The sequence below is a fragment of the Sphaerotilus montanus genome (genome assembly GCF_013410775.1).
Taxonomy (GTDB): Bacteria; Pseudomonadota; Gammaproteobacteria; order Burkholderiales; family Burkholderiaceae_C; genus Sphaerotilus; species Sphaerotilus montanus.
This window is the reverse complement of the sequence record NZ_JACCFH010000001.1, coordinates 2,972,199-2,997,470: the sequence shown is the minus strand read 5'-3', so window position 1 is coordinate 2,997,470 and position 25,272 is coordinate 2,972,199. Positions and strand designations below refer to the sequence as shown.

At 70.8% G+C, this 25,272-nt stretch carries 19 protein-coding genes; 11 read left to right on the top strand and 8 right to left on the bottom strand.

Annotated elements, in window-relative coordinates; all coding sequences use genetic code 11:
- Positions 1 to 49: 49 nt before the first annotated feature.
- Both BDD16_RS13675 and BDD16_RS13670 read left to right on the top strand, forming a co-directional pair.
- A complete protein-coding gene (locus BDD16_RS13675; RefSeq protein WP_179634460.1) occupies positions 50 to 703 on the top strand; it encodes a sigma-70 family RNA polymerase sigma factor in 654 nt (217 codons plus the stop codon).
- A 3-nt stretch (positions 704 to 706) separates the two neighbouring features.
- Positions 707 to 1,408 carry an anti-sigma factor gene (locus BDD16_RS13670; protein WP_179634459.1) on the top strand — a complete coding sequence of 234 codons (702 nt, stop codon included), beginning with the start codon at positions 707 to 709 and terminating at the stop codon, positions 1,406 to 1,408.
- Here BDD16_RS13670 and waaF read toward each other — a convergent pair.
- From waaF to BDD16_RS13645, 5 genes are read right to left on the bottom strand one after another with little or no spacing between them, the layout of a single operon-like run.
- The gene (waaF, locus tag BDD16_RS13665) at positions 1,393 to 2,433 is read right to left on the bottom strand and encodes a lipopolysaccharide heptosyltransferase II (protein WP_179634458.1); all 1,041 of its coding nucleotides are present in this window, start codon (positions 2,431 to 2,433) and stop codon (positions 1,393 to 1,395) included. The two genes, BDD16_RS13670 and waaF, sit on opposite strands and share 16 nt — an antisense overlap.
- A 19-nt stretch (positions 2,434 to 2,452) precedes the next feature.
- A complete protein-coding gene (locus tag BDD16_RS13660) occupies positions 2,453 to 2,665 on the bottom strand; it encodes a zinc-finger domain-containing protein (RefSeq protein WP_179634457.1) in 213 nt (70 codons plus the stop codon).
- 31 nt (positions 2,666 to 2,696) lie between these two features.
- Complete coding sequence (locus tag BDD16_RS13655) at positions 2,697 to 3,620, bottom strand: branched-chain amino acid transaminase (RefSeq protein ID WP_179634456.1); 924 nt, start codon at positions 3,618 to 3,620, stop codon at positions 2,697 to 2,699.
- A 22-nt stretch (positions 3,621 to 3,642) separates the two neighbouring features.
- Positions 3,643 to 5,472, bottom strand: a complete 1,830-nt coding sequence (locus tag BDD16_RS13650; RefSeq protein WP_179634455.1) for an ATP-binding protein — start codon at positions 5,470 to 5,472, stop codon at positions 3,643 to 3,645.
- Between the two features lie 4 nt (positions 5,473 to 5,476).
- A complete protein-coding gene (locus tag BDD16_RS13645) occupies positions 5,477 to 6,235 on the bottom strand; it encodes a response regulator (RefSeq protein ID WP_179634454.1) in 759 nt (252 codons plus the stop codon).
- Positions 6,236 to 6,493: 258 nt separating this feature from the next.
- On the opposite strand from BDD16_RS13645, the gene bcsD reads away from it, so the two are divergent.
- From bcsD to BDD16_RS13615, 6 genes are all read left to right on the top strand, one after another.
- Positions 6,494 to 6,961 carry a cellulose biosynthesis protein BcsD gene (gene bcsD, locus BDD16_RS13640; RefSeq protein WP_179634453.1) on the top strand — a complete coding sequence of 156 codons (468 nt, stop codon included), beginning with the start codon at positions 6,494 to 6,496 and terminating at the stop codon, positions 6,959 to 6,961.
- Between the two features lie 48 nt (positions 6,962 to 7,009).
- Complete coding sequence (locus BDD16_RS13635; RefSeq protein ID WP_179634452.1) at positions 7,010 to 7,429, top strand: hypothetical protein; 420 nt, start codon at positions 7,010 to 7,012, stop codon at positions 7,427 to 7,429.
- A gap of 87 nt (positions 7,430 to 7,516) precedes the next feature.
- Entirely contained in the window at positions 7,517 to 9,730 is a 2,214-nt protein-coding gene (gene bcsA, locus BDD16_RS13630; RefSeq protein WP_179634451.1) for a UDP-forming cellulose synthase catalytic subunit, read from the top strand.
- Positions 9,731 to 9,750: 20 nt separating this feature from the next.
- A complete protein-coding gene (locus tag BDD16_RS13625; protein ID WP_179634450.1) occupies positions 9,751 to 12,105 on the top strand; it encodes a cellulose biosynthesis cyclic di-GMP-binding regulatory protein BcsB in 2,355 nt (784 codons plus the stop codon).
- The gene (bcsZ, locus tag BDD16_RS13620) at positions 12,086 to 13,345 is read left to right on the top strand and encodes a cellulose synthase complex periplasmic endoglucanase BcsZ (RefSeq protein WP_218897799.1); all 1,260 of its coding nucleotides are present in this window, start codon (positions 12,086 to 12,088) and stop codon (positions 13,343 to 13,345) included. The genes BDD16_RS13625 and bcsZ overlap by 20 nt, the downstream gene beginning before the upstream one ends.
- Complete coding sequence (locus BDD16_RS13615) at positions 13,342 to 17,568, top strand: cellulose biosynthesis protein BcsC (RefSeq protein ID WP_179634448.1); 4,227 nt, start codon at positions 13,342 to 13,344, stop codon at positions 17,566 to 17,568. The genes bcsZ and BDD16_RS13615 overlap by 4 nt, the downstream gene beginning before the upstream one ends.
- A gap of 24 nt (positions 17,569 to 17,592) precedes the next feature.
- On the opposite strand, the gene BDD16_RS13610 is transcribed toward BDD16_RS13615, so the two are convergent.
- Positions 17,593 to 18,651: a Gfo/Idh/MocA family oxidoreductase gene (locus BDD16_RS13610; protein WP_179634447.1), complete on the bottom strand. Its 1,059-nt coding sequence runs from the start codon at positions 18,649 to 18,651 to the stop codon at positions 17,593 to 17,595.
- A 132-nt stretch (positions 18,652 to 18,783) separates the two neighbouring features.
- On the opposite strand from BDD16_RS13610, the gene BDD16_RS13605 reads away from it, so the two are divergent.
- Both BDD16_RS13605 and BDD16_RS13600 read left to right on the top strand, forming a co-directional pair.
- Positions 18,784 to 20,091, top strand: coding sequence for an AAA family ATPase (locus BDD16_RS13605; protein WP_179634446.1), 1,308 nt, complete (start codon positions 18,784 to 18,786; stop codon positions 20,089 to 20,091).
- On the top strand, positions 20,088 to 20,549 hold the full coding sequence (locus BDD16_RS13600) for a PIN domain-containing protein (protein WP_179634445.1): 462 nt from the start codon (positions 20,088 to 20,090) through the stop codon (positions 20,547 to 20,549). Before BDD16_RS13605 ends, BDD16_RS13600 begins: the two co-directional genes overlap by 4 nt.
- 24 nt (positions 20,550 to 20,573) lie before the next feature.
- Here BDD16_RS13600 and iolG read toward each other — a convergent pair whose 3' ends face one another.
- On the bottom strand, positions 20,574 to 21,569 hold the full coding sequence (iolG, locus tag BDD16_RS13595) for an inositol 2-dehydrogenase (protein WP_179634444.1): 996 nt from the start codon (positions 21,567 to 21,569) through the stop codon (positions 20,574 to 20,576).
- Between the two features lie 144 nt (positions 21,570 to 21,713).
- On the opposite strand from iolG, the gene BDD16_RS13590 reads away from it, so the two are divergent.
- A complete protein-coding gene (locus tag BDD16_RS13590; RefSeq protein WP_179634443.1) occupies positions 21,714 to 23,318 on the top strand; it encodes a c-type cytochrome in 1,605 nt (534 codons plus the stop codon).
- On the opposite strand, the gene BDD16_RS13585 is transcribed toward BDD16_RS13590, so the two are convergent.
- Positions 23,319 to 25,232: a multicopper oxidase family protein gene (locus BDD16_RS13585; RefSeq protein ID WP_179634442.1), complete on the bottom strand. Its 1,914-nt coding sequence runs from the start codon at positions 25,230 to 25,232 to the stop codon at positions 23,319 to 23,321.
- Between the last annotated feature and the right edge of the window lie 40 nt (positions 25,233 to 25,272).

Sequence of the window (25,272 nt, the reverse complement as noted above, 5' to 3'; positions counted from 1 at the left end):
GGTGCACGTGTGGCCTCTAGAATCCGCCGACTTCGACGAAGGCCCGTGAATGGCAGCAACTTCCCCAGAACGTGCGCAGGAATTGGCAGATCTCCTCGCCAGAACGGGTCTGGGCGACCGGAGCGCCTTTTCCACCCTCTACCAGCGCACCAGTGCGCATCTGCTCGGGGTGATCCTGCGTATTCAACGGCAGAGAGATCTCGCCGAAGATCTCCTCCAGGAGGTCTACGTGAACGTCTGGCGCAGTGCATCGAGCTTCGATGCCAGCCGCGCCCAGGCGCTGACCTGGCTGTCGAGCGTGGCGCGCAACCGCGCCATCGACAGCCTGCGCCGGCGCCAGACCGAACCGGAGACCGTCAGCACCCACCGCCCAGGGAGGGAGGACGAGGAAGACCACGACATGTTGCAGGATTTTGTCTCCGATGATCCGGACCCCCAGACGCTGTTCAGCAACGCCGTCGAAGCCCGTGCCGTGCGGATCTGCATGGACGCACTGAGCGCCGACCAGAAGCAGAGCTTGGCGCTGGCCTTCTACCAGGGCCTGTCGCACGCCGAGGTGGCCGAACAGATGACACAGCCGCTGGGCAGCGTGAAGAGCTGGGTGCGCCGCGGCCTGCTGGCGCTGCGCAGCTGCCTGGAACGTGCCGGCTTCGGGGGCGACACCGGGCCGGCTGTCGTCACCGTCCACGGACCGCGGGGTTGAACCATGGACTACAGCCGCCGTGAACTGAGCGATCGCCTGGCCGCCGAATATGTGCTGGGCACCCTGCAGGGCGGCGCGCGGCGCCGCTTCGAGACCCTGTTGCCGGCGCATCCGCGGCTGCGGGATGCCGTCTGGCGCTGGCAGGACCGGCTGATGCCCCTGACCGAGAGTGTCCCGCCGGTGATGCCCTCGTCCAAGGTATGGCAAGGCATCGAGCAGCGCCTGTTCAACGAGGCCACCCCGGTGTCCACGCTGGCCGTGGCCCAGCAGAGCCTGACCCGCTGGTGGCAGCGCCTGGGCCTGTGGCAGGGACTGGCCGGGGCAACCAGCCTGGCCACGCTGGCCCTGGCCGTGGCGCTGACCCTGCCCGGCCCGGTGCAGCCGCCGGTCGTCGTGGTGATGGGCACCGAGCAGGGGCCGGCGAGCTTCGTCGCCAGCGTCGGCGCCGATGGCCGCAGTCTGGTGCTCAAGCCGCTGGCCGGCGTGACGGTGACGGCCGCGCAGGCGCTGGAGCTGTGGGCCGTGCCGCCGCAGGGCGCGCCGCGCTCGCTGGGGCTGGTGTCGAACAAGGGCGCCACCACCGTGCTGCGCGAGCACCTGCTGCAGGGCACCGCCGCGTTTGCCGTCAGCGTGGAGCCGACCGGCGGATCACCGACCGGCGCACCGACCGGGCCGGTGGTCTCGGTGGGTCACCTGGAACTCTGAGGCGCAGCGGCCGCCGCCTCGACCCGCGCCCACAGCGCCCGGCGGACCCGCTCGGGCGCCACTTCGGCGAGGCAGCGCGTGTGGCCGAGCGGACAGACCCGCTCGAAGCACGGCGCACAGTCCAGCTTCAGTTCTTCCTTCAGCCAGATCACCTCGGCGCGGGCGTTCAGCGGCGGGGTGTGTTCGGGGCTGGTCGAGCCGAAGACGGCGACCTGCGGCAGACCGAAGGCCGCCCCGACGTGCATCAGGCCGGAGTCGTTGCTGACCAACCCGCGGGCACCAGCAATCAGCGCCATCGCGGCATCAAGCGAGGTCTTGCCGGCCAGCACGCGGCAGCCGGCACCGGCCTGGCGGGCGATGTCCTCGGCCAGCGCCGCTTCCTTGCCCGAGCCGAGCAGGACGACCGGCTGGCCGCTGTCCGCGTGCAGCGCGCGGGCCAGATCGGCGTAGTGCGCGGCGGGCCAGCACTTGGCGGGGCCGTATTCCGCACCGGGCGCCAGCACCCAGTAGGCGCCAGTCTGCAGGCCGTGGGTCTGCAGGACCGCCGCGACCCGCTCGACCGGCAGGTGCATCACCGGATCCGCCGTGGCCTGCGCCGACGCCGCGCCATCTCCCGCCAGCGCACGGTAGAACGCCACCATCGGCGGGCGCTGTTCCGTGGGCGCCGGCCGGCGGTCGTTGAGCAGCAGGTAGCGCCCCTCGCCGTGGTAGCCGACGCGGTGCGGGATGCGGGCAAACCACGGCAGCAGCGCCGACTTGAGCGAGTTGGGCAGCACGTAGGCGTGCTCGAAACGCCCGCGCCACGCCCGGCCCAGCGCGCGCCGGGCTTTCCAGTCGAGACGACCGTGCGCGAACGGCAGGTCGATCACCTCGGCCACCTCCGGCATCGCCCGGTAGACCGGCGACACCCAGGGCAGCGCGGCCACGCTCAGCACCTCGCCACGCGCGGCCAGTGCAGCGACCAGCGGCTGGCTCATCACCGCGTCGCCGATCCACTGCGGCGCGATGAGCAGCGACCGGTTCATGTCGGACAGGAGGACCGGCTCAGTGGTGCGCGTGGATCTTCTCGCCGGCCTTCAGGCGGTAGACGGTGCCGCAATACGGACACTTGCCTTCGCCGTCATGGCTCAGGTCGATGTAGACCTTGGGGTGGCCGCTCCAGAGGGCCTGCTTCGGATTCGGGCAGAACACGACGCCCGGACCATGCAGGTCCGAGGCGAGCACTTCCACGACGGCGGTGGCTTTGGTATCACTCATGTCTTGATGCTCCTGATCGGCGCTGTCCGGCTCAGACCGGGGTCAGCCACTCGGCGTACTTGGGATTGCGGCCGCCGACGATGTCGAAGAAGGCGGCCTGGATCTTCTCGGTGATCGGGCCGCGCGAGCCGCAGCCCAGCTCGATCCGGTCGAGTTCGCGGATGGGGGTGACTTCCGCGGCGGTGCCGGTGAAGAAGGCCTCGTCACAGATGTAGACCTCGTCGCGGGTGATGCGCTTTTCCACCACCTTCAGGCCCAGGTCGGCGCAGATCGAGAAGATCGTGTTGCGCGTGATGCCGTTGAGGGCGCCCGCGGACAGGTCGGGTGTGTAGACGACGCCGTTCTTGATGACGAACAGGTTCTCGCCGGCGCCTTCCGAGACGAAGCCGGACGCATCCAGCAGCATCGCCTCGTCGTAGCCGTCCTCGGTCGCTTCCATGTTGGCCAGGATCGAGTTGGTGTAGTTGCTCACCGCCTTGGCCTGCGTCATCGTGATGTTGACGTGGTGGCGGGTGTAGCTGCTGATCTTGACGCGGATGCCGCGCTTCAGACCTTCTTCACCCAGGTACGCACCCCACGGCCAGGCGGCGACCATCAGGTGCACGGTGTTGCCCTTGGGGCTGACGCCGAGCTTTTCCGAGCCGATCCAGGTCAGCGGGCGCAGGTAGCAGCTCTCCAGCTGGTTCTCGCGCACGACGGCCTTCTGCGCTTCCATCACCTCCTCGAACGAGAAGGGGATCTTCATGCGCAGGATCTTGGCCGAGTTGAACAGGCGCTCGGTGTGCTCGCGCAGGCGGAAGATCGCCGTGCCGTCCGGCGTCTTGTAGGCGCGCACGCCTTCGAACGCGCCGCAGCCGTAATGCAGCGTGTGGGACAGGACGTGGATCTTGGCATCGCGCCAGTCCACCAGTTGTCCGTCCATCCAGATCTTTCCGTCTCGGTCGTGCATCGACATGGTGATTTTTGGCCTACGTGGGCTACAGGTCGGGGTGCGAGATTGTACGGGTCGAGAGCTTGAAGTTGACCATCGCGCGCAGCCGGTTGGGCGCCACCGGCCGGGCCAGCAGGTGGATGCCCGTCTCGGTGGCGGGTGGCCCGTCGCCGTCGCCGTCGCTCAGCAGCACGGCCGGCAGCGTCACGCCGAAAACCTGCCGCAGGGCCCGGACGAGATCGACCCCGCCGCGCTCGTGCGCAGGGGTGCGCCCGACCAGCACCAGATCCGGCAGGCGACCCTGGCTGGTGGACCAGTCGAGCACCTGGGCCGCGTTGCAGAAGGCGCTGACCTGCGCCCCCCAGGCCTGCAGCATGGCGCCGGGGCCATCCGGGCCGGTCTCCAGCTCGGCGCCGACCAGCACCACGTGCCGTCCCGCCAGCGTCGGGCCCGTCCAGGCCGGCGTGGCAGCCAGCGGTGCAGCGGCCAGTTCACCGGGCTGCGCAGCGCTGCCGAGCGGCAGCAGCAGGCTGAACACCGTGCCATGCCCCGGGCGCGACCGCACGCTCAGCGGCGCATCCAGCAACTCCGCCAGCCGCCGCCCGATGGCCAGCCCGAGGCCAAGCCCCTTGCGCGACGACGGGTCCGGCCCGGCAGGCGCCCGGACCTGGTAGAACTCGTCGAAGATCCTCGGCAGCAGGCGCTCGTCGATGCCCAGACCCGTGTCCCAGACCTGGATCAGCAGCCGACCGGAACGGGCGCGGCAGCTGACCAGCACGCCGCCGTCCTCGGTGCAGCGGATGGCGTTGGACACCAGATTGCGCAGGATGCGCTCCACCAGCAGCGGATCCGCCCGCACCGCGTGGCGTCCACCGACAAAATCGAGTCCCAGCCCCTTGTCGAAGGCCTGCGGCTCGAAGTGCAGCTTCAGCCGCGCATACAGCTCGCGCATGTGGAACAGCCTGGGCTCGACCACGATGGCGCCGCTGTCGATGCTGGTCAGGTCGAGCAGCTTGTCGAACAGCGCCTCCAGCGCATCGACCGACTCGCCGATGCTGGCGATGGTCGGTACCAGCACCGCGTCCTTGTTGCGCAGGCGCAGCGACTCGGTGAACAGCACCAGCGCGTGCAGGGGCTGGCGCAGGTCGTGGCTCGCGGCGATGAAGAACTGCGTGCGCGCCCGGGTGGCGGCCTCGGCTTCGAGGCGGGCCTCCTCCGCGATGTCCTTCTCGGCCGCCAGTTGCGCGGCCAGCAACCCGGAGTGCTGCTGGGCCGACAGCAGCCGGAGAAAGAACTTGCGCTGGTGGTACCCCACCAGCGCAATGCCGAGGACCACGCCCGCCATCACCAGCACACCCGCCCAGGGCGAGGGCGACAGGGCCGACCGGCCGTCGGCATCCGGCAGGACCACCAGTTGCCAGACCGCAGCCACCACCATGCAGCCGACGCCGAACAGCGTGACCCGGTGACCGGCCGTGGCCGAGCCGATGGCCAGGCAGGCCAGCAGCGCCAGCAGCCCGGCACGCTGCAGTTCGTTGCCCAGGGGGTAGAGCCAGAACAGGGACAGCGTCCAGACCCCTGCGCAGGACAGGGTCGACCACGCCCAGCGGCGGTGCCACACCGGCCAGTCGGTCAGGGGCGGCTCGGGCTGGGCCACATGGGCCCGGTGCAGCCGCCAGCGCCAGCCCCAGGCCAGCGCTGCCAGCAGCAGCCAGCCCGACAGGGCGTTCAGCCGGCGCACGTCCGGCAGCGCCAGGAACAGCACGGCGGCCCCTCCCACCGCAGCCGCCTGCCCGATCAGGCTCGCGGACAGCTGGGCATACAGGCAGCGGACGCCGTCCGGCAGCGCATGCGAATCGGCGGGCAGAGACGCCATCGGCTCAACGCAGCAGGGCACGGCGCGGCGCCGCTGCACTGCCCGACGCCAGGGGCATCCTGCTGACGACCGCCACGGCCTGCGTGCGCGAATTGACCCCGAGCGTGCGCAGCACGGCCGCCACATGGTCCTTGACCGTCTCGACCGAGATGGCCAGGTCCCGCGCGATGGTCTTGTTCGACTTGCCGTCCAGCAGCAGCGCCAGCACCTCGCGCGGCCGGGGCGTGAGACCCAGACGTTCCAGCATGGCGTCGCGCTCGGCCGCCTCGCTGGCGAGGCGGCCGGGATCGCTGCTGCGGCGGCTGTCGGATGCGGGCCGATCGTCCCTGAGGTTATTCGACAGGGCCATGGGCAGGGTCGAATCCCCCAGGTTGAGCGTCATCGGCGGCACGTAGATGCCCCCCGACATCACCAGGTGCAGGGCCTCGAACAGCAGTTCGTTGCTGGCCCGCTTGGGCACGAACCCCATCGCCCCGGAGTCGATGGCCCGGATCACGTCCCCCGCCCGGTCCGACGCGGAGACCACCACGACCGGCAGTGCCGGATAGCCCATGCGCAATTCCCCGAGCACGTCGAAGCCGCTGGCGTCGTCCAGGTGCAGATCGAGCAGCACCAGATCGAAATCGGAATCGTGCCGCAGCAGTTCGCGGCATTCGGCGGCCGTTTCGACACCGATGGCCTCCACGTTGGCGCCCAGACCCAGGATCACGCTCTGCATCGCCGACAGGATCAGCGGATGGTCATCGATCAGCAGCACCTTCATCGAACACTCCACGGGCAACTTCGTTCTGGGTGATTCGATGGTAGCGCCGTGCAGAGTGCTCGAATGGGTGGATCAGATCCCCCAGAAGAGGGAGTGCCCACCACAGCAATGTTCACCCTTCATTCAGACATCACCACAATCTGTGACGGAATGAAAAATTTTGCAATACCTCAATATTCAACATGGTACCATCCCCAGAATAAGTGTAATTTTGCACAACTTTGTTAACTTTAAACGGTTTTTGCAGATTTATAGCCGATGAACCGCCCGCTTTCCGACCATGACTACCACCTCCGATACCGGTGCTCGCCGCAGTGGCGCCCCTTTCTGGGTGCACTCGCGCAGGAACTGAGCAGCCGGATCGAGCCGGACCAGGCCCGCGCGCTCATGCGGCGCCTGGGCACCTCGATGGCCCGCAACGCCCCGCTGCCGGCCATGGAACTGCTGCCGGATCTGGAAGATGCCATGAATGGCGTGTGGTCCGGCATGAACTGGGGCTGGGTGGAGCTCAGCGATACCGATGATGCCCTGAAGATCATCCACCACTGCGCGCCGATCGAGGCCGCATTCGGCGCAGGCAGCCGGCACTGGTCGCCGGCCGTCCTGGAAGGCGCCTACGAGCAATGGCTCCGGGCCGCGGGTGCAGGCGACCGCCTGCGGGTGCAGCAGCTCGCCACCGACACCACCAGCATCGAGCCCCTGTACGTTTTTGCCCTGGCCGCCTGATCCGGCGCACCGGGGTCCAGTTGTCCTGTCGCAGCAAGAGCCTTCCACATGAACAACGGTGACGACATCAACAACCTGCTGAGAACGCTGGGCCACGACGCCGGCATCTACCAGGACCTGGCGAAGTACAACGCCTCTCGGGCGGCGTCGCGACGGGCGGCGATGGTGCGACCGGTCGAACCGGCGGCCCCGGTGCCCCAGGCGCCAGCGGCGGTACCCGCCGTGTCGCCAGCCACGCCCCCGGTGCTGCGCGTGGTACAGACGTCACCACCGGCCGGGTCGTCCTCGCTGTCGTCCATCCTGAACCGGCTGGCCAGTCCGCAGGAGCCAGCCCCTGGGGACTGGCGCGGCGCTGGGGCCCCGACCAGCTCCCAGCACGCCCCGGGCCAGCCCTCGGCCCAGCCTGCACGGCTGGACCGGCTGTTCGGTCGCCTGGCGACCCGCAGCGCCGGTTCACCGGACCGCTGATCCCCGCTCTCCCCTGCCGACTGCATGGCTCGCTGCGAGCCATGCCGGTGACAGGGCCTGTCTGCCCGTCCGTCTGTCCTCACCGCCATGGCCGCATTGCCGGATTCCTCCACGCCCGCCCGCCCGCCGACACCGGCCGGTGGTCTGCTGATCTCGCCGGTCGGCGCCCGTCGCACCGCCGGCTGGCACTGGGACACCTGGGAGTACCGGGCGCTGCAGCTGGCGATGCTGCTCAGCGGCGGGCTGCTGATGGTCACCGTCATCTCGGTGCCGCTCGACCTCTGGGAACAGGTGGTCTTCGGCCTGCTGTGCCTGCTCTGCGCGGTGCTGCTGAACCGGCGACCGGGCCGGTTCGTGACCCTGCTGCTGACCTTCATCTCGCTGACCGTCTCCAGCCGCTACCTCTACTGGCGCCTGACCGAGACGCTGCTGATGGACGACGGCTTCGACATCTTCTTCGGCAGCGGCCTGATCGCCGCCGAGATCTACGCCTGGCTGGTGCTGGTGCTGGGCTTCTTCCAGACCATCTGGCCGCTGGAGCGCCGCCCCGTGGCGCTGACGATGCCGATCGAGGACTGGCCGACGGTCGACATCTTCATCCCGACCTACAACGAGCCGCTGAAGGTGGTGAAGCCGACCGTGCTGGCCGCGATGGCGATGGACTGGCCGCTCGACAAGCTGCGCATCCACCTGCTCGACGACGGCCGGCGCGAGGAGTTCCGCGACTTCGCCGAAGAGGTCGGCATCGAGTGGGTGATCCGCAGCGACAACCGCCACGCCAAGGCCGGCAACATCAACGCCGCGCTCTCGCACACCGACGGTGAATTCGTCGCCATCTTCGACTGCGACCACATCCCGACACGCTCCTTCCTGCAGATGACGCTGGGCTGGTTCTACAAGGACCCCAAGCTGGCGATGCTGCAGACGCCGCACCACTTCTTCTCGCCCGACCCCTTCGAGCGCAACCTCGACACCTTCGGCAACGTGCCCAACGAGGGCGAGCTGTTCTACGGTCTGGTGCAGGACGGCAACGACTTCTGGAACGCCACCTTCTTCTGCGGCTCGTGTGCCGTGCTGCGCCGGGAGATGCTGGTGGAAGTCGGCGGCGTGGCCGTCGAGACCGTGACCGAGGACGCCCACACCGCGCTGAAGCTGCACCGCAAGGGCTGGAACACCGCCTACATCGGCATCCCGCAGGCGGCCGGACTGGCCACCGAGAGCCTGTCCGCCCACGTCGGCCAGCGCATCCGCTGGGCGCGTGGCATGGCACAGATCTTCCGCACCGACTGCCCGCTGCTGGGCAAGGGCCTGACCTGGGCGCAGCGGCTGTGCTACTCGAACGCGATGCTGCACTTCTTCTACGGCCTGCCGCGGCTGGTGTTCCTGACCGCGCCGCTGGCCTACCTGTTCTTCGCCGCCCACGTCATCCACGCCTCGGCGGTGACGATCGCCGCGATGGCCCTGCCCCACCTGGTGCACGCCAACCTCGTCAACTCGCGCACGCAGGGCAAGTTCCGGCACTCGTTCTGGGCCGAGGTGTATGAAGCCGTGCTGGCCTGGTACATCTTCCGCCCGACCATGGTGGCGCTGATCGACCCCAAGGCCGGCAGCTTCAACGTCACCGCCAAGGGCGGCTACATCGAGCGTGACTTCTTCGACTGGGGCATCGCGCGGCCCTATGTCGTGCTGCTGTCGCTGAACCTGCTCGGCTTCGTGGTGGGCATCGCGCGGCTGTTCTGGTGGAACACGCACGAACTCGACACGGTGCTGCTGAACATGCTGTGGACGCTCTACAACCTGGTGATCCTGGGCGCTGCAGCGGCGGCCGCATCCGAAACCCGCCAGGTGCGCAAGTCGCACCGGGTCCAGTTCGGCATCCCGGCGCGCATGGAAACCGCCGATGGCCGGGTCTGGCACGTCGAGACCGAGGACTTCTCCGAAGGTGGCCTGCGCGTGCGCCTGCCCCCCGGCGTGATGCTGCCGGAGCAGACCCCCGTCACGCTGGCGCTGCTGCGCGGTGACCATGCGGCGCTGTTCTCGGCGCTGATCGTGTTCCGCCAGGGCGAGCACCACGGCCTGCGCTTCGACCCGATGACGCTGCAGCAGCAGATGGATCTGGTGGAAATCACCTTCGCCCGCGCCGACGCCTGGATCGACCACGCCGCGCGCCACGCGCCGGACCGGCCCGCCCATGCGCTGCGGCAGATCGTGGGTCTCGGCGTGCGCGGCTGCGCCAAGGTGTTCGGCTGGAAATCGAAACAGGCGGCCCAGGCCCGCAGGCCGGCGTCGATCCGCGCATGACACGACAAGGACCGCAGGGGATGACGAAGAAGAACGACACGACACCACCGGCCACGCCGGTGTGCCGGCTGGTCCGGCAGGCGGTGCGCCTGCTGCTCGCGCTGGCCACGGGCCTGGGCAGTGCAGGTGTGGGTGCAGGTGTGGGTACCGGTGCGGCCAGTGCCGGCCGTGACCTGGTGATGCCCTTCTCGCAGCTCGGCCAGCGCGAGGCCGTCATGCTCAAGCGCGGCCACCAGCGCCAGCGGCTGCCGTTCGCGCTGCGGGCCGACGAGGTGGTCTCGTCCGCGGTGCTCCAGCTCGATCTGGCCCAGTCGCCGATGCTGGCGGCACGCACGGGGGCACTGGAAGTCCGGCTGAACGGCGAGGTCGTGGCCCGTCTGGGTGCCCCGGGCACCCGCGGCAAGACCGGTTCCAGCCACACGGTGCCGCTCGACCCGCGCCTGATGCTCGACCAGAACGAGCTGACGCTGCAGCTGGCCGAGCCGGTGGAGTGCGACGATCCGGACGGCGCCGGCCTCTGGGCCCAGATCCGCCCGACCTCGTCACTGCATCTGGTGATGTCGCCGCTGCCGCTGGCCGACGACCTCTCGCTGCTGCCTGCCCCCTTCTTCGACCCGCGCGACCCGCGCCGCACCGAACTGACGCTGGTGCTCTCGCCGCGCGCCAGTGCCGCCACGCTGCAGGCCGCCGGCCATGTCGCGTCCTGGTTCGGCGCGCTCTCCGCCTACCGGGGCGTGCGCGTCCAGGCGCGCGACCGTCTGCCCGGGGGCAACGCGATCGTGCTCGCCACACCGGAAGATGCGCCCGCCGGCATGGCGCTGCCCCCGATGGCCGGCGCCACCGTGACCATCGCGCCCCACCCGGAGCAGCCGCAGCGCAAGGTGCTCTATCTGCTCGGCCGCAACGGCGAGGAGCTGCACCGCGCCGCCGACGCCCTGGTGCGCGGCCAGTTGCCGGGCCACGGCAGCACCGCCCTGATCGACACCCTGACCACACCCGCACCGCGCCAGGCCTGGGATGCCCCCAACTGGACCCCGACCCACCGCCCCGTGCGACTGGACGAGCTGGTCCCCGCCGCCGCGATGAGCGCACGCGATGCACGACCGCTCGACGTGGACGTGGCCATGCGCCTGCCGCCCGACCTGTTCCCGTGGCGCGAGCGCAAGGTGCCGGTCGATCTGCGGGTGCGCTACGAGGCGCGGCCCGACGACGCCGGGGCCACGCTGCGCGTGCGGTTCAACGACGTGCACCAGTTCGAGGAGCGGCTCGACCCGGGCCTCGCCGGACGCTGGCTCGACAACCTGCAGCGCAGCATCCGCGGCGAACGCGACGAGGCGCTGACACATGCCGCACGCCGCAACCTGCGCATCCCCGTGGCGACGCTCGGCACGCAGTCCTACGCCCACCTCGCCCTGACGCTGGAGCACAGCGTCGGCGACGAAGCCGCCGAGTGCGCGCGCGCGAGCCGCACCGACACCGCACTCGACCGGCCGCGCAGCGTGATCGACGGCGCCTCGACCATCGACTTCTCCGGCGCGCCCCACTTCCTGCCCATGCCGGACCTGGCGGCCTTCGCCAACACCACCCACCCCTACACCCGGCTGGCGGATCTGGCCGAGACCGCGGTGGTGCTGCCCGACCAGCCTTCGCGCGAAGACCTCGACACCTACCTCACGCTGATGGGCCGGGCGGGCGAGGCCACCGGCCTGTCGGCGCGGCTGGTCCGGGTGGTGCATGCCCGCAGCGTGGCCCAGGTGGCCGGCCGCGACCTGATCGTCATCGGCAGCGCCGGCAACCAGCGCCTGTTCGCCGACTGGGCCGCCGACATGCCCTTCCGGGACCTCGCGGCCGTCCGCGCGGCGGAGGCGGCACCGGCCAGCCCGCCCCGCGCCGGCAGGAACCTGCTCCCCGCCGACATCGCCCTGCCGGACTGGCTGCGCTGGGTCGGCAAGGTCTGGCAGCGCGAGGAATACCCGGCGCTGGAAGCCCTGGCCTTCCGCGGCACCGACCCGCAGGCCGCGCTGGTGGGGTTCGAGTCCCCGCTGTCCTCCAGCCGCAGCGTGGTCGGCCTGATGGCGACCACCCCGGCCAGCCTGTCCTTCATCACCGAGGCGCTGCTCGATGGCAGCCGCCTGTCGCAGATCCACGGCCACGTCACGCTGTTCGACGAATCCGGCCGCATCACCGCCTACAGCGCCGATGCGACCTACGCCAGTGGCGACCTGCCCTGGCTGAGCTGGATCCGCTGGAAGCTCTCGGACCGGCCGGTGCTGCTCTGGGCGGTCCTGATGCTGGCGATCCTGGTGCTGTCCGGGGTGATCTATCTGCTGCTCCAGCGCCATGCCATGCGCCGCCATGCCGGTGCATCGACCTGAGCCGCCGTGCAATCCGCAGCGCAGGCGCCTGCTGCTGCGGATCGGCGCCCTGACCGGCGGCGCAGGGATGCTCGCGAGCACGGCCTGCGCCGCACCCCCGGCAGCCACGCGCCGGACGGCCTGTGACGACTTCGATGCGCTCTGGGCGGGCTTCGTGGCCACCTTCGTGCAACCGGACGGCCGCGTGCTCGACCCCGACACCGAGGCCCGCATCAGCACCTCCGAAGGCCAGGCCTACGGGCTGTTCTTCGCGCTGGTGGCCGACGACCGCCCGCGCTTCGACGCCCTGCTGCACTGGACCCGCCAGAACCTCTGCGGCGGCGACATGACCGCGCGCCTGCCCGCCTGGCAATGGGGCCGCCAGCGCGACGGCCGCTGGGGCGTGCTCGACGCCAACGCCGCCAGCGACGCCGACCTCTGGCTGGCCTGGACGCTGATCGAGGCCGCTCGCCTGTGGAACACCCCCGCGCTGGCCACCGAAGGCCGGGCGCTGCTGGCACGCATCCGGACCGAGGAGGTGGTGGAGGTGCCGGGACTGGGCACCATGCTGCTGCCGGGGCCGCAGGGGTTCATCAGCGCCGACCGCCGCCAGTGGCGCTTCAACCCGAGCTACACGCCGCTGCACCTGCTGCGCGGTCTGGCCAGCGCCGATCCGGGCGGGCCGTGGACCGTGCTGGCCGAGCAGTCCGTGCGCACGCTGCCCGCGGTCGCACCCAACGGACTGGCCCCCGACTGGGCCACCTGGACCGTGCAGCACAGCGCGCCACTGCGCGGCCACTGGATCGCCGACACGCAGCACGGCGACACCGGCAGCTACGACGCGATCCGCTGCTACCTCTGGGCCGGTGTCGCCCCGGCGGACGATCCGCTGCGCCCCGCCCTGCTGCAGGGGCTGTCCGGCATCCAGCGCCACACCCGCACCGCAACGCTGCCCGAGCGCTTCGCCACCCGCGCGGCAGCCGGGGCCGATCCGGCGACCGTCGCCCGCGGCACGGCACCACCCGGCTTCATCGCCGCGCTGCAGCCCTACCTCGCGGCCCTGGGCGACTGCCCCGGCGCCCGGCTGCTGGCCGAGCGACTCGCCACCGTCTGCGCCCACCCGACCACCCGACTGCGCTACTACGACCACGCCCTGGCGCTCTTCAGCGCCGGCTGGCTGCAGCAGCGCTGGCGCTGCGACCGCCACGGCCGGCTGCAGCGCGCCCCCTCTTCTTCGGCTCCCCGCTGCCCGACCCCATGACGCATCCGTCCACTCCGTCTTCCGCTCCCTCCTTCCCGCGCCCGGCGCCGACCCGGGTGGCCCTGGCGTGCCTGGGCCTGGTGACCGGCCTGGCCACGACCGCCGTGCAGGCCGCCACGGCGACAGCGCCAGCGGCGGCATCGACCCCCGCCCCGGACAACACGCGCGCCTCGACCGTGCAGCAGCTCGTCGAGCAGGCGCGCCACTGGCAACAGCGCGGCCGGGCCGATCTGGCCGGACAGACCTGGCAGAAGCTGCTTGGCGTCGATCCCCGGCAGCCGGACGCGCTGCATGGCCTCGCCACGCAGCGGGTCGAGGCCGGACGGTTCGACGAGGCCGGCGCCTACCTGGCGCGGCTGCGTCAGGTGAACCCCAGCCACCCGGGTCTGGCCGCGCTGGCCACGCAGATCCAGTCCCAGACGTCCAGCCAGTCGCTGATCGCCACCGCCCGCCAGTACGCGCAGGCCGGCCAGACCGAAGCGGCAGCCCGCACCTACAAGCAGGCGCTCGGCGCCCAGCCCCCGGGCGATGACCTCGCGGTCGAGTACTACCAGACGCTCGGCGGCACCCGCGAAGGCTGGGACGAGGCCCGCCGCGGCCTGGAGCGCCTCAGCCAGTCGGCCCCCGGCCAGCCCGGTCCCGCACTCGCCCATGCCAAGCACCTGAGCTACCGCGAGCCGACGCGACGCGATGCGATCCAGCGCCTGGCCGCCCTGTCCACCCAGGCCGACGCACCGCCGCAGGTCCGCAAGGACGCCCGCGTGGCGTGGCGCCAGGCGCTGGTGTGGCTGGACGCACGCGGCCCGGACGCGCCGCTGTTCCGCCAGTACCTCGCTGGCGCCGGAGACGACGCGGAGCTGAACACCAAGCTCGCCGAACTCGGTCAGCCGGGCAAGGCGCGGGCGACCGCCAGCACGGCCGCCGACGCGGTTGCCACGGCTCCCCGCAAGGCGGCCGCAACCGCAACCGCAACCGCAACCGCAACCGCAACCGCAGCCGCCGCCCCGCGCACGGCAGTGGCCGCCCCCTTGCCCACCGTCCGCCAAGGCTTCGCCGCCATCGACAGCGGCGACCTGAAGACCGCCACCGAACGCTTCGAATCCGTGCTGCGCCAGCGCCCGGACGAGACCGACGCGCTGGCCGGCCTGGGCATCGTCCGCATGCGCGAGGACCGCTTCGCCGACGCTGGCGAACTGCTCGCCCGTGCCAGCGCCGCCCCCAATGGCACGCGCTGGAAACCCGTCTACCGCTCGGCCATGCACTGGCAGGCAGTCCACGACGGCCAGGCCGCGCGCCAGGTCGGCGACCTCGACCGCGCCACCCGCCTCGCCAAGGGCGCCGTCGAGACCGACCCGAAGGAGCCTGAAGGCCAGGTCCTGCTGGGCGAGCTGCTGGCCGAGCAGGGCCAGTTCCTCGGCGCCGACGCCGCCTACCGGGAAGCGCTGCGCACCGATGCCCGCCACCCGCGCGCCAACGCCGGTCTGTACCAGGTGCTGGGCGCCGCGGGACGGACCGAGCCGCAGCGCACGCTGCTGCAGCGCATGGACGCCGACGTGCTCGCCCGCCTTGGTGGCGAAACCGGCCTCAAGGCCGGCCAGATGCGCCTGCAGGCGGATCTGGCGCAGCAGCGCGGTGATCTGGCCGGGGCACAGGCGCTGCTGGAGCAGGCCGTGGCGCTGGCTCCAGCGTCCCCGTGGGTGCGGCTGTCGCTGGGCCAGTTGCTCATGCGCCAGAACCGGATCGATGCCGCGCGGACACAGATCGACGCCTTCGTCCTCCCGGCGGCACATCCGGGCGAGGCCCTGCAGGCACGCGCGCTGCTGCAGACCGAGCTGAAGGACTGGGCCGGCGCGCTGCAGAGCCTGGAGCAGGTCCCGGCCCGCGAGCGCACGACCGAGATGGGCCGGCTGCAGCGCCGCCTCGCCGTGCAGGCCCAGGCCGCCGACGCCGTGGCCCAGGCCCGCGCCGGTCAGCGCTGGCAGGCCGAAGCGCTGCTGGTCGAAGCGGAAGCCGCCGCCGGACAGGACCCCGACCTGGTCGGCGCGGTGGCCGGTGCACGGCTGGACCTGGGCGACGAGGCCCGCGCCGGCCAGCTCATCCGTGCCACCTTGGCCGCGCAGCCGCAGGCCGGCGCCGGCCTGCGGCTGCGCCACGCCGCGCTGCTGCTGCAGACCCGGCAGGACGCGGAACTCGCCGGTGTGCTGCGCCAGCTCGCCGCACAGCCGCTGACCGCTGGCCAGCGGCGCGATGTCGACGACCTGCGCGTGGCGCTGGCCCTGCGCCAGGCCGACCAGCTGCGCGACGGTGGCGACCTCTTCAACGCCTACGAGGCCCTGGCCCCGGTGCTGCAGGACCGCCCGCAGGAGCCGCGGCTGCAGATGGCGCTCGCACGCCTCTACACCGCCGGTGGTGACGACACCCAGGCCCGCGCGCTGTACGAGGCCGTGCTGCAGAAGCAGCCGGACACGCTGGACGCCTGGCTCGGGCTGGCCGGCGCCGCCGATGCGCAGAAGGACCCCGACTCCGCCGTGATGGCCCTGCAGGAAGCCGGGCGGCTCGCGCCGAACAGCCCCGCCGTGCTGGCCCAGTACGCCCGCCACCACCGCGCGCGGGGCCAGTTCGGCAAGGCGGCCGAGTACCTGCGCGCGGCCATCGCCGCCGAGCAGCCCCGGCCGACGCAGTGGGGACAGGCCCGGCTCGCCGGCAACCCCTTCGCGGCCCATGCGGCGGACGGGCGCTCCCGCACGCTGCTGGCGGGCGGCGTGCCGGCACCGGTGCCCCCGTCCGGCGCCTCGCCGGGCTTCTCGTCGGGCGTGGTGCCGCTTGCACTGGTCCATCTGGACCAGCTGCCGCCCACCGGTGCCGGTGTACCGACGGCCCGACCGGGTGCCGACAGTGCAGTCAGCCGCTCGCTGCGCTGGCGGGAACCGGCGCCCATGGCGGCAGCTGCTTCACCGACCGCCCCGCTTCAGATGACCACCACCGTGGCGCAAGTCCAGGCGCCGGGCGCAACCGGACTGCCCGCCAGCCCGCCGAAGCGGGTCAAGACCCTGGGCGACGAACTCTCCGAGGTGCAGGTCGAACGCGGCCGCACCAGCCTCGAAGTCGCGGGCACCCTCCGCGCGCGCAGCGGCGACGCCGGCCTCGGCCGACTCGATCTGGTGCAGACGCCGATCGAGGGCCGCAAGACCATCGAGGACATTGGCCAGGTCAGCGTCAAGGTGACGCCGGTCGTCGCCAGCGCGGGACAGGTCAGCCAGTCGGCCCGCGCGCGCAGCGGCACGCTGGGGCTGGACGCGACCGGTGTGGTGGTCGCGCCGTCGCAGAGCGACGCGGGGGTGGGTGTCGCGGTCGGGCTGAAAACACGCACCCTGACGGTCGATGTCGGTGCCACGCCCGTCGGCTTCGCGGTGGTGGATGTCGTGGGCGGACTGCGCTACATCGACGAGTTCGCGCAGGGCCTGACGCTGACGGTGGACGCCTCGCGGCGCGCCGTCACCGACAGCCTGCTGTCCTTCGCCGGCACGACCGACGCCCGCACCGGCCGCGTCTGGGGCGGCGTGCGCGCCACCGGGGTGCGCGGTCAGGTGGCCTGGGAACAGGCCGATGTCGGTGTCTACAGCTACGGCGGTCTGCACGCCCTGACCGGCCAGCAAGTGGCGAGCAACAGCCGCTTCGAGCTGGGCGCGGGCAGCTTCTGGCAGGCCCGGCGCCTGGCCGACACGCAGGTCGAGATCGGCATGAACCTCGGCTACCAGCACTACCGGCGCAACCTGAGCGGCTACACCTGGGGCCACGGCGGCTACTTCAGCCCGCAGCACCTGCTGGCGCTGACCGTGCCGGTGAACTGGCTGGGCCGCAGCGGCCGGCTGAGCTGGGGGCTGCAGGGCTCGGCCGGCCTGCAGGCCTACCGCGAGGACGCCGCGCCCTACTTCCCGACCGATGGCGCAGCACAGGCCTCGCTGGAGAGTCTCGCCGCGCAGCAGCGCGTGCCCTCGGCGGTCTACGCCTCGCGCACCGACTCGGGCATGGTGCTGAACCTGGGCGGCGCGATGGAATACCAGCTCACCCGAAACCTGGACATCGGCACCCGGCTCGGGCTGGAGCGCGCCGCGCAGTACACGCAGAGCAGCGGATCGATCTACCTGCGGCTGAGCCTGGAGCCGCGCAGCGGGTTGGGTGGGGTCGGGCTGCAGATGCCGGGTGGGCCGACGGGGTACTGACCGGGGAGTGCCCGGTCGCGGCAGTCACACCGCCTCGGGCATCCCCGACTGCAGCGAGCGCGTGATGGCCAGCCCGATGCGGGTGGCCTCCATCGCGTCCGACAGCGTGAGCGACAGCGGCGCCACCCCGCGGCAGGCGGCGACAAACGCCGCCATCTCGTGCGCGAACGCCGCCTCGAAGCGCTCGTGGAAATCGCCGAGCACCGCGTGGCCGACACCCGACGCGTCACTGCGGATCACCCGGTCCCGCGCCGCGTGCTCGCCCACCAGCAGCTTGCCCGCCGTGCCGATCACCTCGGTCGTCGTCTCGTGTCCGTGCGCCAGCGTGCGCGAGGCGTAGAACACCGCCCGCGCGCCGCCCTCGAACTCGACGATCGCCAGCCCGTTGTCCACGTCGCCGCACGCGGCCAGGCCGGGGTGCAGCACGATGGTGCCGGTGGCGAACGCCCGCAGCGCCTTCGGCCGGCCGAGCAGCCAGCGCGCCAGGTCGATGTCGTGGACGCTGCAGTCCATGAAGATGCCGCCCGAGGTGGGCGCGAACCGCACGAAGAAGCCGTCCGGGTCGTTCTTGTCGCAGGTCTGCGAGCGCACGAGGAAGGGCCGGCCGATCTCGCCCGCCTCGACCGCCGCCGCTGCGTTGCGGTAGCTCGGATCGAAGCGGCGCACGAAACCGACCATCGCCACCTGCTGCGGATGCTCGGCCGCGACCGCCAGCACGCGCGCGCAGTCCGGCAGGTTCAGCGCCAGCGGCTTCTCGATGAAGACGTGCTTGCCGGCCTTCAGCACCGCGATCGCCTGGTCGGCGTGCAGCGAGGTCGGCGTGACCAGCACGATGGCGTCCAGGTTCGGGTCGGCGACGAAGGCGTCGAAGTCGCTGTACAGCCGATCCGCGGCGATGCCCAGCTCGCGGCCGGCGAAGTCGCGCTCGGCCTCGACGGGGCTGCAGGCCGCCACGAGATCGACGTGGCGGGTGGAAAACGCCAGCGCTTCGGCGTGGCGGCGCCCCAGGCGACCGAGGCCGGCGATGCCGATGCGCAAGCGGCCGTCAACAGTCGAATGCGTGGAAAACACTTCGGTGACCATGTGCGATGCTTTCAGTGGTGGACGGTGGGGCCGGTGCGTGTGCCACGGCGGGTGGAGAACTGGTCCGAACCTAAAATGGAACCGCACCTCCGGGCATCCCGGAGTGCGTGTCTCCTGATCACTGGGCAACCCATGCTGACTTCCATCCGGCTCAGAAACTTCAAGAGTTACCAGGACGCCACGCTGCCGCTGGCCGCATTGACCTTCCTGATCGGCTCGAATGCCTCGGGCAAGAGCAACGTGCTCGAAGCCATCCGATTGCTGAACTGGCTGGCCAAGGGAAGCCGCCTGGATGACATCGCCCGCTCGATCCAGAGCGGGGACGCGGTGCTGCGCGGCCAGGCACGTGACCTGTTCCGGGATCCGCAGCACAGCCTGAGCCTGGGGGGGCATTTCAGCGCGGCACCGGAAGGCTGGAGCGACTTCGAAATCGCGATCGGCATGCCAGCCGACCAGTTGGCGATCACGGCGGAACGGGTCAGCCAGGCCGCTCAGACGGTACCGCTGTACCAGGTGGATGGCGTCCCCAACTTGCACAGCGACGAGATCAGCATCGCTTACAACAACTTCAAGCGGGGACGGGTCAAGCCGCACATCCCCTGCTCGAATCGGCAGGCGATCTTCTACCAGCTCGAAACACCCGGACGTTTCGAAGCGAGCCACTCCGAATCCCAGCGTGTCATCCCGCTGGTGACACGGGCGCTGCGGGAAACCTTGCGCAACATGGTCTTCCTTGACCCGCGCCCTTCCGTGATGCGCGACTACGCCTACACCAAGGACGACCAGATCAAGGAGGACGGCCGCAACCTCTCGGCCGTGCTGTTCCAGATCTGCCAGACGGACAGCAAGAAGGCGCGCCTGCTCGATTTCATCCGCTCGCTGCCCGAGCAGGACATCAGCGACGTGCAGTTCATCAAGACCGAGCGCAGTGACGTGATGGTGCGGCTGGTCGAGACCTTCGGCCACCAGAGCCGGACTGTGGATGCGCCGTTGCTGTCGGACGGCACGCTGCGGGTGCTGGCGATTGGCGCAGCGCTGCTCACCGCCCCCATCGGAGCCTTGGTCGTGATCGAGGAAATCGACAACGGCGTCCACCCAAGCCGCGCCGAAACACTGGTGCGCCAGATTCAGGCCATCGCTGCCGAGCGGCAGTTGCGTGTGCTGCTGACCTCGCACAACCCGGCCCTGCTGGATGCCTTGCCAGACGCCGCGCTGGGGGATGTGGTGTGCTGCTACCGGGACACGACGGAGGGAGACAGCCGACTGGTGCGCCTGGGTGACCTGGAGCGGTACCCGGAACTGGTGGCGCAGGGGCCACTCGGCCAGTTGATGACCCGGCGCATCCTCGACCGCTTTCTGAAGGACCAGCGGACCGAGGCGCAACGCCGGCAAGCAGCGCTCGACTGGCTCAAGGCACTCGACGCGGAGGAACCGCTGTGAACGCGGTCTGCCTGCTCGACACCTCGGTCCTGGTCGAGATCCTGGATGTGCCGGGCAAGTCACAGCACTGTGCCGTAACCCGGTCCGCGCTCGCCACGCGGATCGAAGAGGGGCAGACCTTGTTCCTGCCAATGACCACGGTGCTGGAGACGGGCAACCACATCGGTCAGGTCGGTGACGGCACGCTGCGCCGACGCTGCGCGCAGCGGTTCGTCGCACAGGTCGGACAGGCACTGGAGGGCAAGTCCCCGTTCAAGCCCATCAGCTTCTTGCGCACCGACGACTTGCGCCAGTGGCTGGCCGAGTTTCCAGACCACGCCGGGCGAGGCAGTGGTCTGGGCGACTTGTCGATCATCCACGACTGGAAGCGACTGTGTGCCCAGAACGCAGCACGCCGGGTCTACATCTGGTCACGCGACCAGCACCTCCAGGCATACGACCGCGCTGCTGTGATCTGAATCCGGCCAACCGCCTGCGGCCGCTCAGAAGCGCACCGGCTGGCCGCTGTGCGCGCTCTCGGACGCCGCATCGGCGAGGATCTGCGCCTTCACCCCATCGGCCACCGTCGTGCGGAACGGCGCGCCGCTCTGCAGGCACTCGAAGAAGTGCGCGATCTCCAGCTTGTAGGCCGCCGCGTAGCGCTGCAGGAAGAAGGCTTCGGGCTTGTCCGCGGTGATGCCGTTGGCGTCCCACTGCACGACCTGGCTGGGCGTGTGGTTGCCACACTGCAGCATGCCGGCCGAGCCCAGCACCTCGAAGCGCTGGTCGTAGCCATACGCGGCGCGGCGGGTGGTGTTGATCTGGCAGAGGCGGCCCTGCTTCGTGCGGATCGTCACCGCCGTGCTGTCGAAGTCGCCCAGATCAGCGATCGCCGGGTCCGTCAGCACCGAGCCGGTCGCGCTCAGCCACTCGGCCTCGTCGCCATCCGCGCACAGGATCCAGCGGAACACGTCCAGGTCGTGGATCAGCATGTCGCGGAAGATGCCGCCCGAGGCCTTGATGTACTCGGCCGGCGGGGCGCCCGGATCACGGCTGGTGATGATCAGCATCTCGGGGTTGCCGATGTCGCCGCGGTCCATGCGGGTGCGGGCTTCGTTGAAGGTGGGGTCGAAGCGGCGCTGGAAGCCGATCATGCAGGCGACCCCCGCGGCCTTGACCGCCTCACCGCAGGCGATGGCGCGCGGCACCGACAGGTCCACCGGCTTCTCGCAGAAGATGTGCTTGCCGGCAGCGGCGGCGCGGGTGATCAGGTCGGAGTGGGTGGAGGTGGGCGAGGTGATGGCGACCACGTCGATCGACGGATCGGCCAGCACGGCCTCGATGGTGGAGACCTGGGCGCCGAGCTGCTGGGCGAGCTGGGCGGCGCTGTCGCCGACCGGGTCGCAGATGGACTTGAGCGTCACGCCGGGCTGGCTGGCGAGGTTGGCAGCGTGGATGCGGCCGATGCGACCGGCGCCAAAGACGGCTACGTTGTTCATGGAGTTTCCTGGGGACTTGGGAGTGGGAGCGTGGACGAAACTATAGCGAGCGACCCGGATATTGGAAATATTTTTCTATTGGTGTTTTCCATGGAACATATTTTTGAACAGTGACCCATCCCTGCCCTGCGGCACACTGACCGCATGAAACATCTTGTCACCACACTGCTGCTGGCCATCGGATGGCCCTTCGCGCATGCCGGCGCAACGGAGGCGGGCGATCCTGTGCGGGGACAGGCCATTCACCTCGAAGGCCGGCTGCCGGATGGCAGCCGCTTGCGTGCACGTCGCACGGATCTGCCGGACATGACCGGCCCGGCCGCCGCGTGTGCGCAGTGCCACCGGCGCAGCGGCATGGGCGACCAGGAGGGCCGGCTGCGCGTGCCGCCGATCACCGCAGCGAGCCTGCTGGCGCCCGGCCGGACGGCGGCGGTCGGACGTGCCGCGCCGGGAATCGAGATCGCCGGGACACGGACCGAGCGCCGGCCCGCCTACACGGCGGACAGTTTCGCGCGGGCACTGCGCACCGGCGTCGATCCGGCGGGAGGGGTGCTGGCACCGTGGATGCCACGTTACGCGCTGGACGATGCGGCGGTCGCCGATCTCTTCGCCTGGCTGGAGCGGCTCGGCCCGGTCGGTGGGGCCTCGCTGCGGGGGCTGGTGGACCACACGCTGCACCTCGCCACCATCGTCACGCCCGACGCACCGGCGGCGCGCCGCGAAGCGGTCGAGACCACGCTGTCGGCCTGGGCGCGCCAGCAGCGCTTTGGCGACGTGCGCGTGGCGCTGCACGTCTGGCGGCTGACGGGCGATGCCGCGGGCTGGACCGCGCAGCTGCAGCAGCGGCTGGCCGAGCAGCCGGTGTACGCCGTGGTCTCCGGCGCCGGGGCGGCACAGTGGACGCCAGTCGAGGCCTTCTGCGAGGCCGCCTCGCTGCCCTGTGTCTTCCCGCTCGTCGATGCTGCACCGGCGCCGCCACCGGCCGGACGGCACCATGCGCTCTACCTGTCCGAGGGACTGTCCGCCGAAGCACGGGTCGCGGCACGCGCCGTCGCCGCACTGGGCACGGTGCCTGCGCGGGTGCAGGTCTGGTTCGATTCGGATGCCGGGCACGGTGCCGCGCAGATCTTCCAGTCGGCGCTGGCCGCTGGCAGCCCGGACGTGCAACTGCGGGATCTGCGCGTGCAGCCGATCGCTGCGGGTCAGCCCCTGGGCGCAGCGAACGAGCTGGTGGTCGCCTGGCTGCCGACGCCGCAGGTCCAGGCACTGCTCGCGCCACCAGCCGCCCTTCGGCAGGCCGATGCGCTGCCCGCAGTCTGGCTGTCAGGGCAGCTCGCGCCCGCCGAGGCGCTGGATCTGGCTCCGGCGTGGCGGGCGCGGGTGCGCTGGGCGTCGCTGCGGTCCACGCCGGAGCGCTGGCGTGCCACCGCCGTCACCAGCCTGCAGCCGTGGCTGCGCACCCTCGGCCTGGACCCGCTGCAGGCCACGCCACTGCAGGGCGAGGTCTACGCCGCGGCCTACTTCTTCACCGACGCGCTGCAGCGCAGCCGCGGCGCCTGGTCGGTCGAGCATGTGCTGGAGCGCCTGGAAGCCGGCGTCAACAACCGCGCCGCAGCCGGCACCTACCTGCGGCTGTCGCTGGGCCAGGGCCAGCGTGTGGCTGCACAAGTCGGACAGATCCAGGGCTGGGCGCCCCCGGATCACCGCACGCTGGTGCCGATGTCGCCAGTGCTCAACGCCAACCGCTGATCAGGCGACCTGGTACCACCGCATCATGTCGTGGTCCTCGTGCGACAGGATGTGGCAGTGGTAGACGAACTTGCCGGGGCGGTCGAAGGCCATGACGATGCGCGTGACCTGGCCCGGCGGGCACAGGACGGTGTCCTTCCAGCCGCGCTCGGTGGCGGCCGGCGCCACGGCCGCACCGCTCAGGGTCGCGCCGGGCTGGAGCTGCACCCCCGTCCAGCCATTGCGCATCGCGGTGGACTGGATGGTGCCGGTGAAGGCCTGGCGGTTCTTGATGCGGAACTTGACCAGGTGCAGGTGGACCGGGTGGGCATCGACCGTGGTGTTCCAGAACTCCCAGACCTCCGTGCTGCCGAGCTTCGGCGTCTCGGTGGCCGGGTCGTTGAAGCCCTGGGTGCCGAGGTTCTTCGCGCCGGTCGGGTCGTAGACGCCCAGCATCGGGTTGATGCGGCCGTACTCGTCGGTGCCTTCACCCAGCAGGATGCGGCGCACCGGCGTCGCGGCCGTGTCGCCGGCCGAAGCGGCCAGCACCGGCGTGCCGTTGCTGCCGCGCAGCGTGTGCAGCGTGCTCATGAGCGACTTCGGCACCAGCAGGTTGGCCAGCAGGCCGACGTTGAAGCGCATCACCGTGGCCGTGCCTGCCGAGGGCGGTCCGCCCAGCGGGAATGGCGTCGGCGCCGAGTTGAGCAGATCGACCTTCAGCCCCACCAGCAGCGCCCATGAAAAATCGATCACCACGTCGTAGCGCTCGCCCGGTGCGATGGTCAGCCCGGCAGCGCCCACCGCGACCGGGTTGTTAAGAAACCCGAGGTCGTTACCGATCACGTGCATCGGCACCCAGGTCGGCGCCGAGTTCTTCAGCGTGAAGAAGCGCGAGTCGGACCCGTTCAGGATGCGGAACCGGTAGGGCCGCGGCTCCACCGACAGGCTCGGCCAGGCCTTGCCGTTGACCAGGATGACGTCGCCGAACACCTCCGGCATGTGGCTCGGGCTGTTGGCGGGGAAGTTGCCCGGCAGCGGCGTGGGCGAGTTGGCCGGGTTGGCCGAGTAGACGAACTGGCCCTGGGCGTCGAAGGTGCGGTCCTGCAGCACCAGCGCGACCTCGTGCTTGGCGGCCGGGATCTTCCAGCCTGTCTGCAACGCCTTCTCGTTGGCATCGCGCACGACATAGAGCCCGGCCAGACCCGCCTGCACGTTCACCCCGGTGAGGCTTTCCGCGTGGTCGTGGTACCAGTGCAGCGAGGCTTCCTGGTTGTTGTCGTAGACGTAGGTGATGGCCTCGGCCGTGCCGACCTGCACCGCGTTGCCGTTGATGCCCGGCCCGGTCTGGCGGCGCAGCGGCGTAGCCCACTGGTCGGGGCCGCCGTCGAACTCGGCGGCCGAGTTGCTGCCGTGGTGGTGCACCGCCAGCGGCACGCCGGTGGTCGGCGTCTGGATCGTCATCGTCTGGTCGACGGGCAGGAGGTGCGGCAGCGCCTGGCCGCTGGCGTTGACGAGGCGGTTCACCCAGTGCACGGTGATCGGCACACCCTTGCTGGCCTGCAGCGTGCGGCCCGGGAAGGTGGGGCCGGTTTCCTGGTTGGCATAACCCCAGATGGTGGTGGTGATGCCGGGCACGCCGAGCACGTCCGCAGTGGCCTGGCCGGCACCGATGGTGTAGTCAGACGCGCCGACGGTGGGCTTGTAGAGGCCGGCCGCGGCCAGCGGGTTGGGCAGCACGTTGGTGAAGCGACGCGCCCAGGCCTGTTGCCACAGCGCCGGATCGGAGGTCACCGCCCAGCGGGAATTGGTGCCCTGCACCGCCGCCAGCGCACGGCCTGGCGCGAAGGACAGCGAGGCCGTCACCGCGGCGGTGCCGGCAGTGCAGCGGAGGAAATGGCGGCGGCTGGTGCGGGGCGTGTCGGCGTGGTCGGGCATGGCGGTCTCGCTGGTCTCGGGGATGCGGGGGAAGGCAGGG

Coding starts and splice junctions, on each gene's coding strand:
- bcsA (WP_179634451.1), top strand. CDS start 7,517: ATGGCCGCATTGCCGGATTCCTCCACGCCCGCCCGCCCGCCGACACCG.
- BDD16_RS13610 (WP_179634447.1), bottom strand. CDS start 18,651: ATGGTCACCGAAGTGTTTTCCACGCATTCGACTGTTGACGGCCGCTTG.
- BDD16_RS13605 (WP_179634446.1), top strand. CDS start 18,784: ATGCTGACTTCCATCCGGCTCAGAAACTTCAAGAGTTACCAGGACGCC.
- BDD16_RS13645 (WP_179634454.1), bottom strand. CDS start 6,235: ATGAAGGTGCTGCTGATCGATGACCATCCGCTGATCCTGTCGGCGATG.
- BDD16_RS13655 (WP_179634456.1), bottom strand. CDS start 3,620: ATGTCGATGCACGACCGAGACGGAAAGATCTGGATGGACGGACAACTG.
- bcsD (WP_179634453.1), top strand. CDS start 6,494: ATGAACCGCCCGCTTTCCGACCATGACTACCACCTCCGATACCGGTGC.
- BDD16_RS13670 (WP_179634459.1), top strand. CDS start 707: ATGGACTACAGCCGCCGTGAACTGAGCGATCGCCTGGCCGCCGAATAT.
- BDD16_RS13650 (WP_179634455.1), bottom strand. CDS start 5,472: ATGGCGTCTCTGCCCGCCGATTCGCATGCGCTGCCGGACGGCGTCCGC.
- BDD16_RS13625 (WP_179634450.1), top strand. CDS start 9,751: ATGACGAAGAAGAACGACACGACACCACCGGCCACGCCGGTGTGCCGG.
- iolG (WP_179634444.1), bottom strand. CDS start 21,569: ATGAACAACGTAGCCGTCTTTGGCGCCGGTCGCATCGGCCGCATCCAC.
- BDD16_RS13585 (WP_179634442.1), bottom strand. CDS start 25,232: ATGCCCGACCACGCCGACACGCCCCGCACCAGCCGCCGCCATTTCCTC.
- waaF (WP_179634458.1), bottom strand. CDS start 2,433: ATGAACCGGTCGCTGCTCATCGCGCCGCAGTGGATCGGCGACGCGGTG.
- BDD16_RS13615 (WP_179634448.1), top strand. CDS start 13,342: ATGACGCATCCGTCCACTCCGTCTTCCGCTCCCTCCTTCCCGCGCCCG.
- BDD16_RS13660 (WP_179634457.1), bottom strand. CDS start 2,665: ATGAGTGATACCAAAGCCACCGCCGTCGTGGAAGTGCTCGCCTCGGAC.
- BDD16_RS13590 (WP_179634443.1), top strand. CDS start 21,714: ATGAAACATCTTGTCACCACACTGCTGCTGGCCATCGGATGGCCCTTC.
- BDD16_RS13635 (WP_179634452.1), top strand. CDS start 7,010: ATGAACAACGGTGACGACATCAACAACCTGCTGAGAACGCTGGGCCAC.
- BDD16_RS13675 (WP_179634460.1), top strand. CDS start 50: ATGGCAGCAACTTCCCCAGAACGTGCGCAGGAATTGGCAGATCTCCTC.
- bcsZ (WP_218897799.1), top strand. CDS start 12,086: ATGCCGGTGCATCGACCTGAGCCGCCGTGCAATCCGCAGCGCAGGCGC.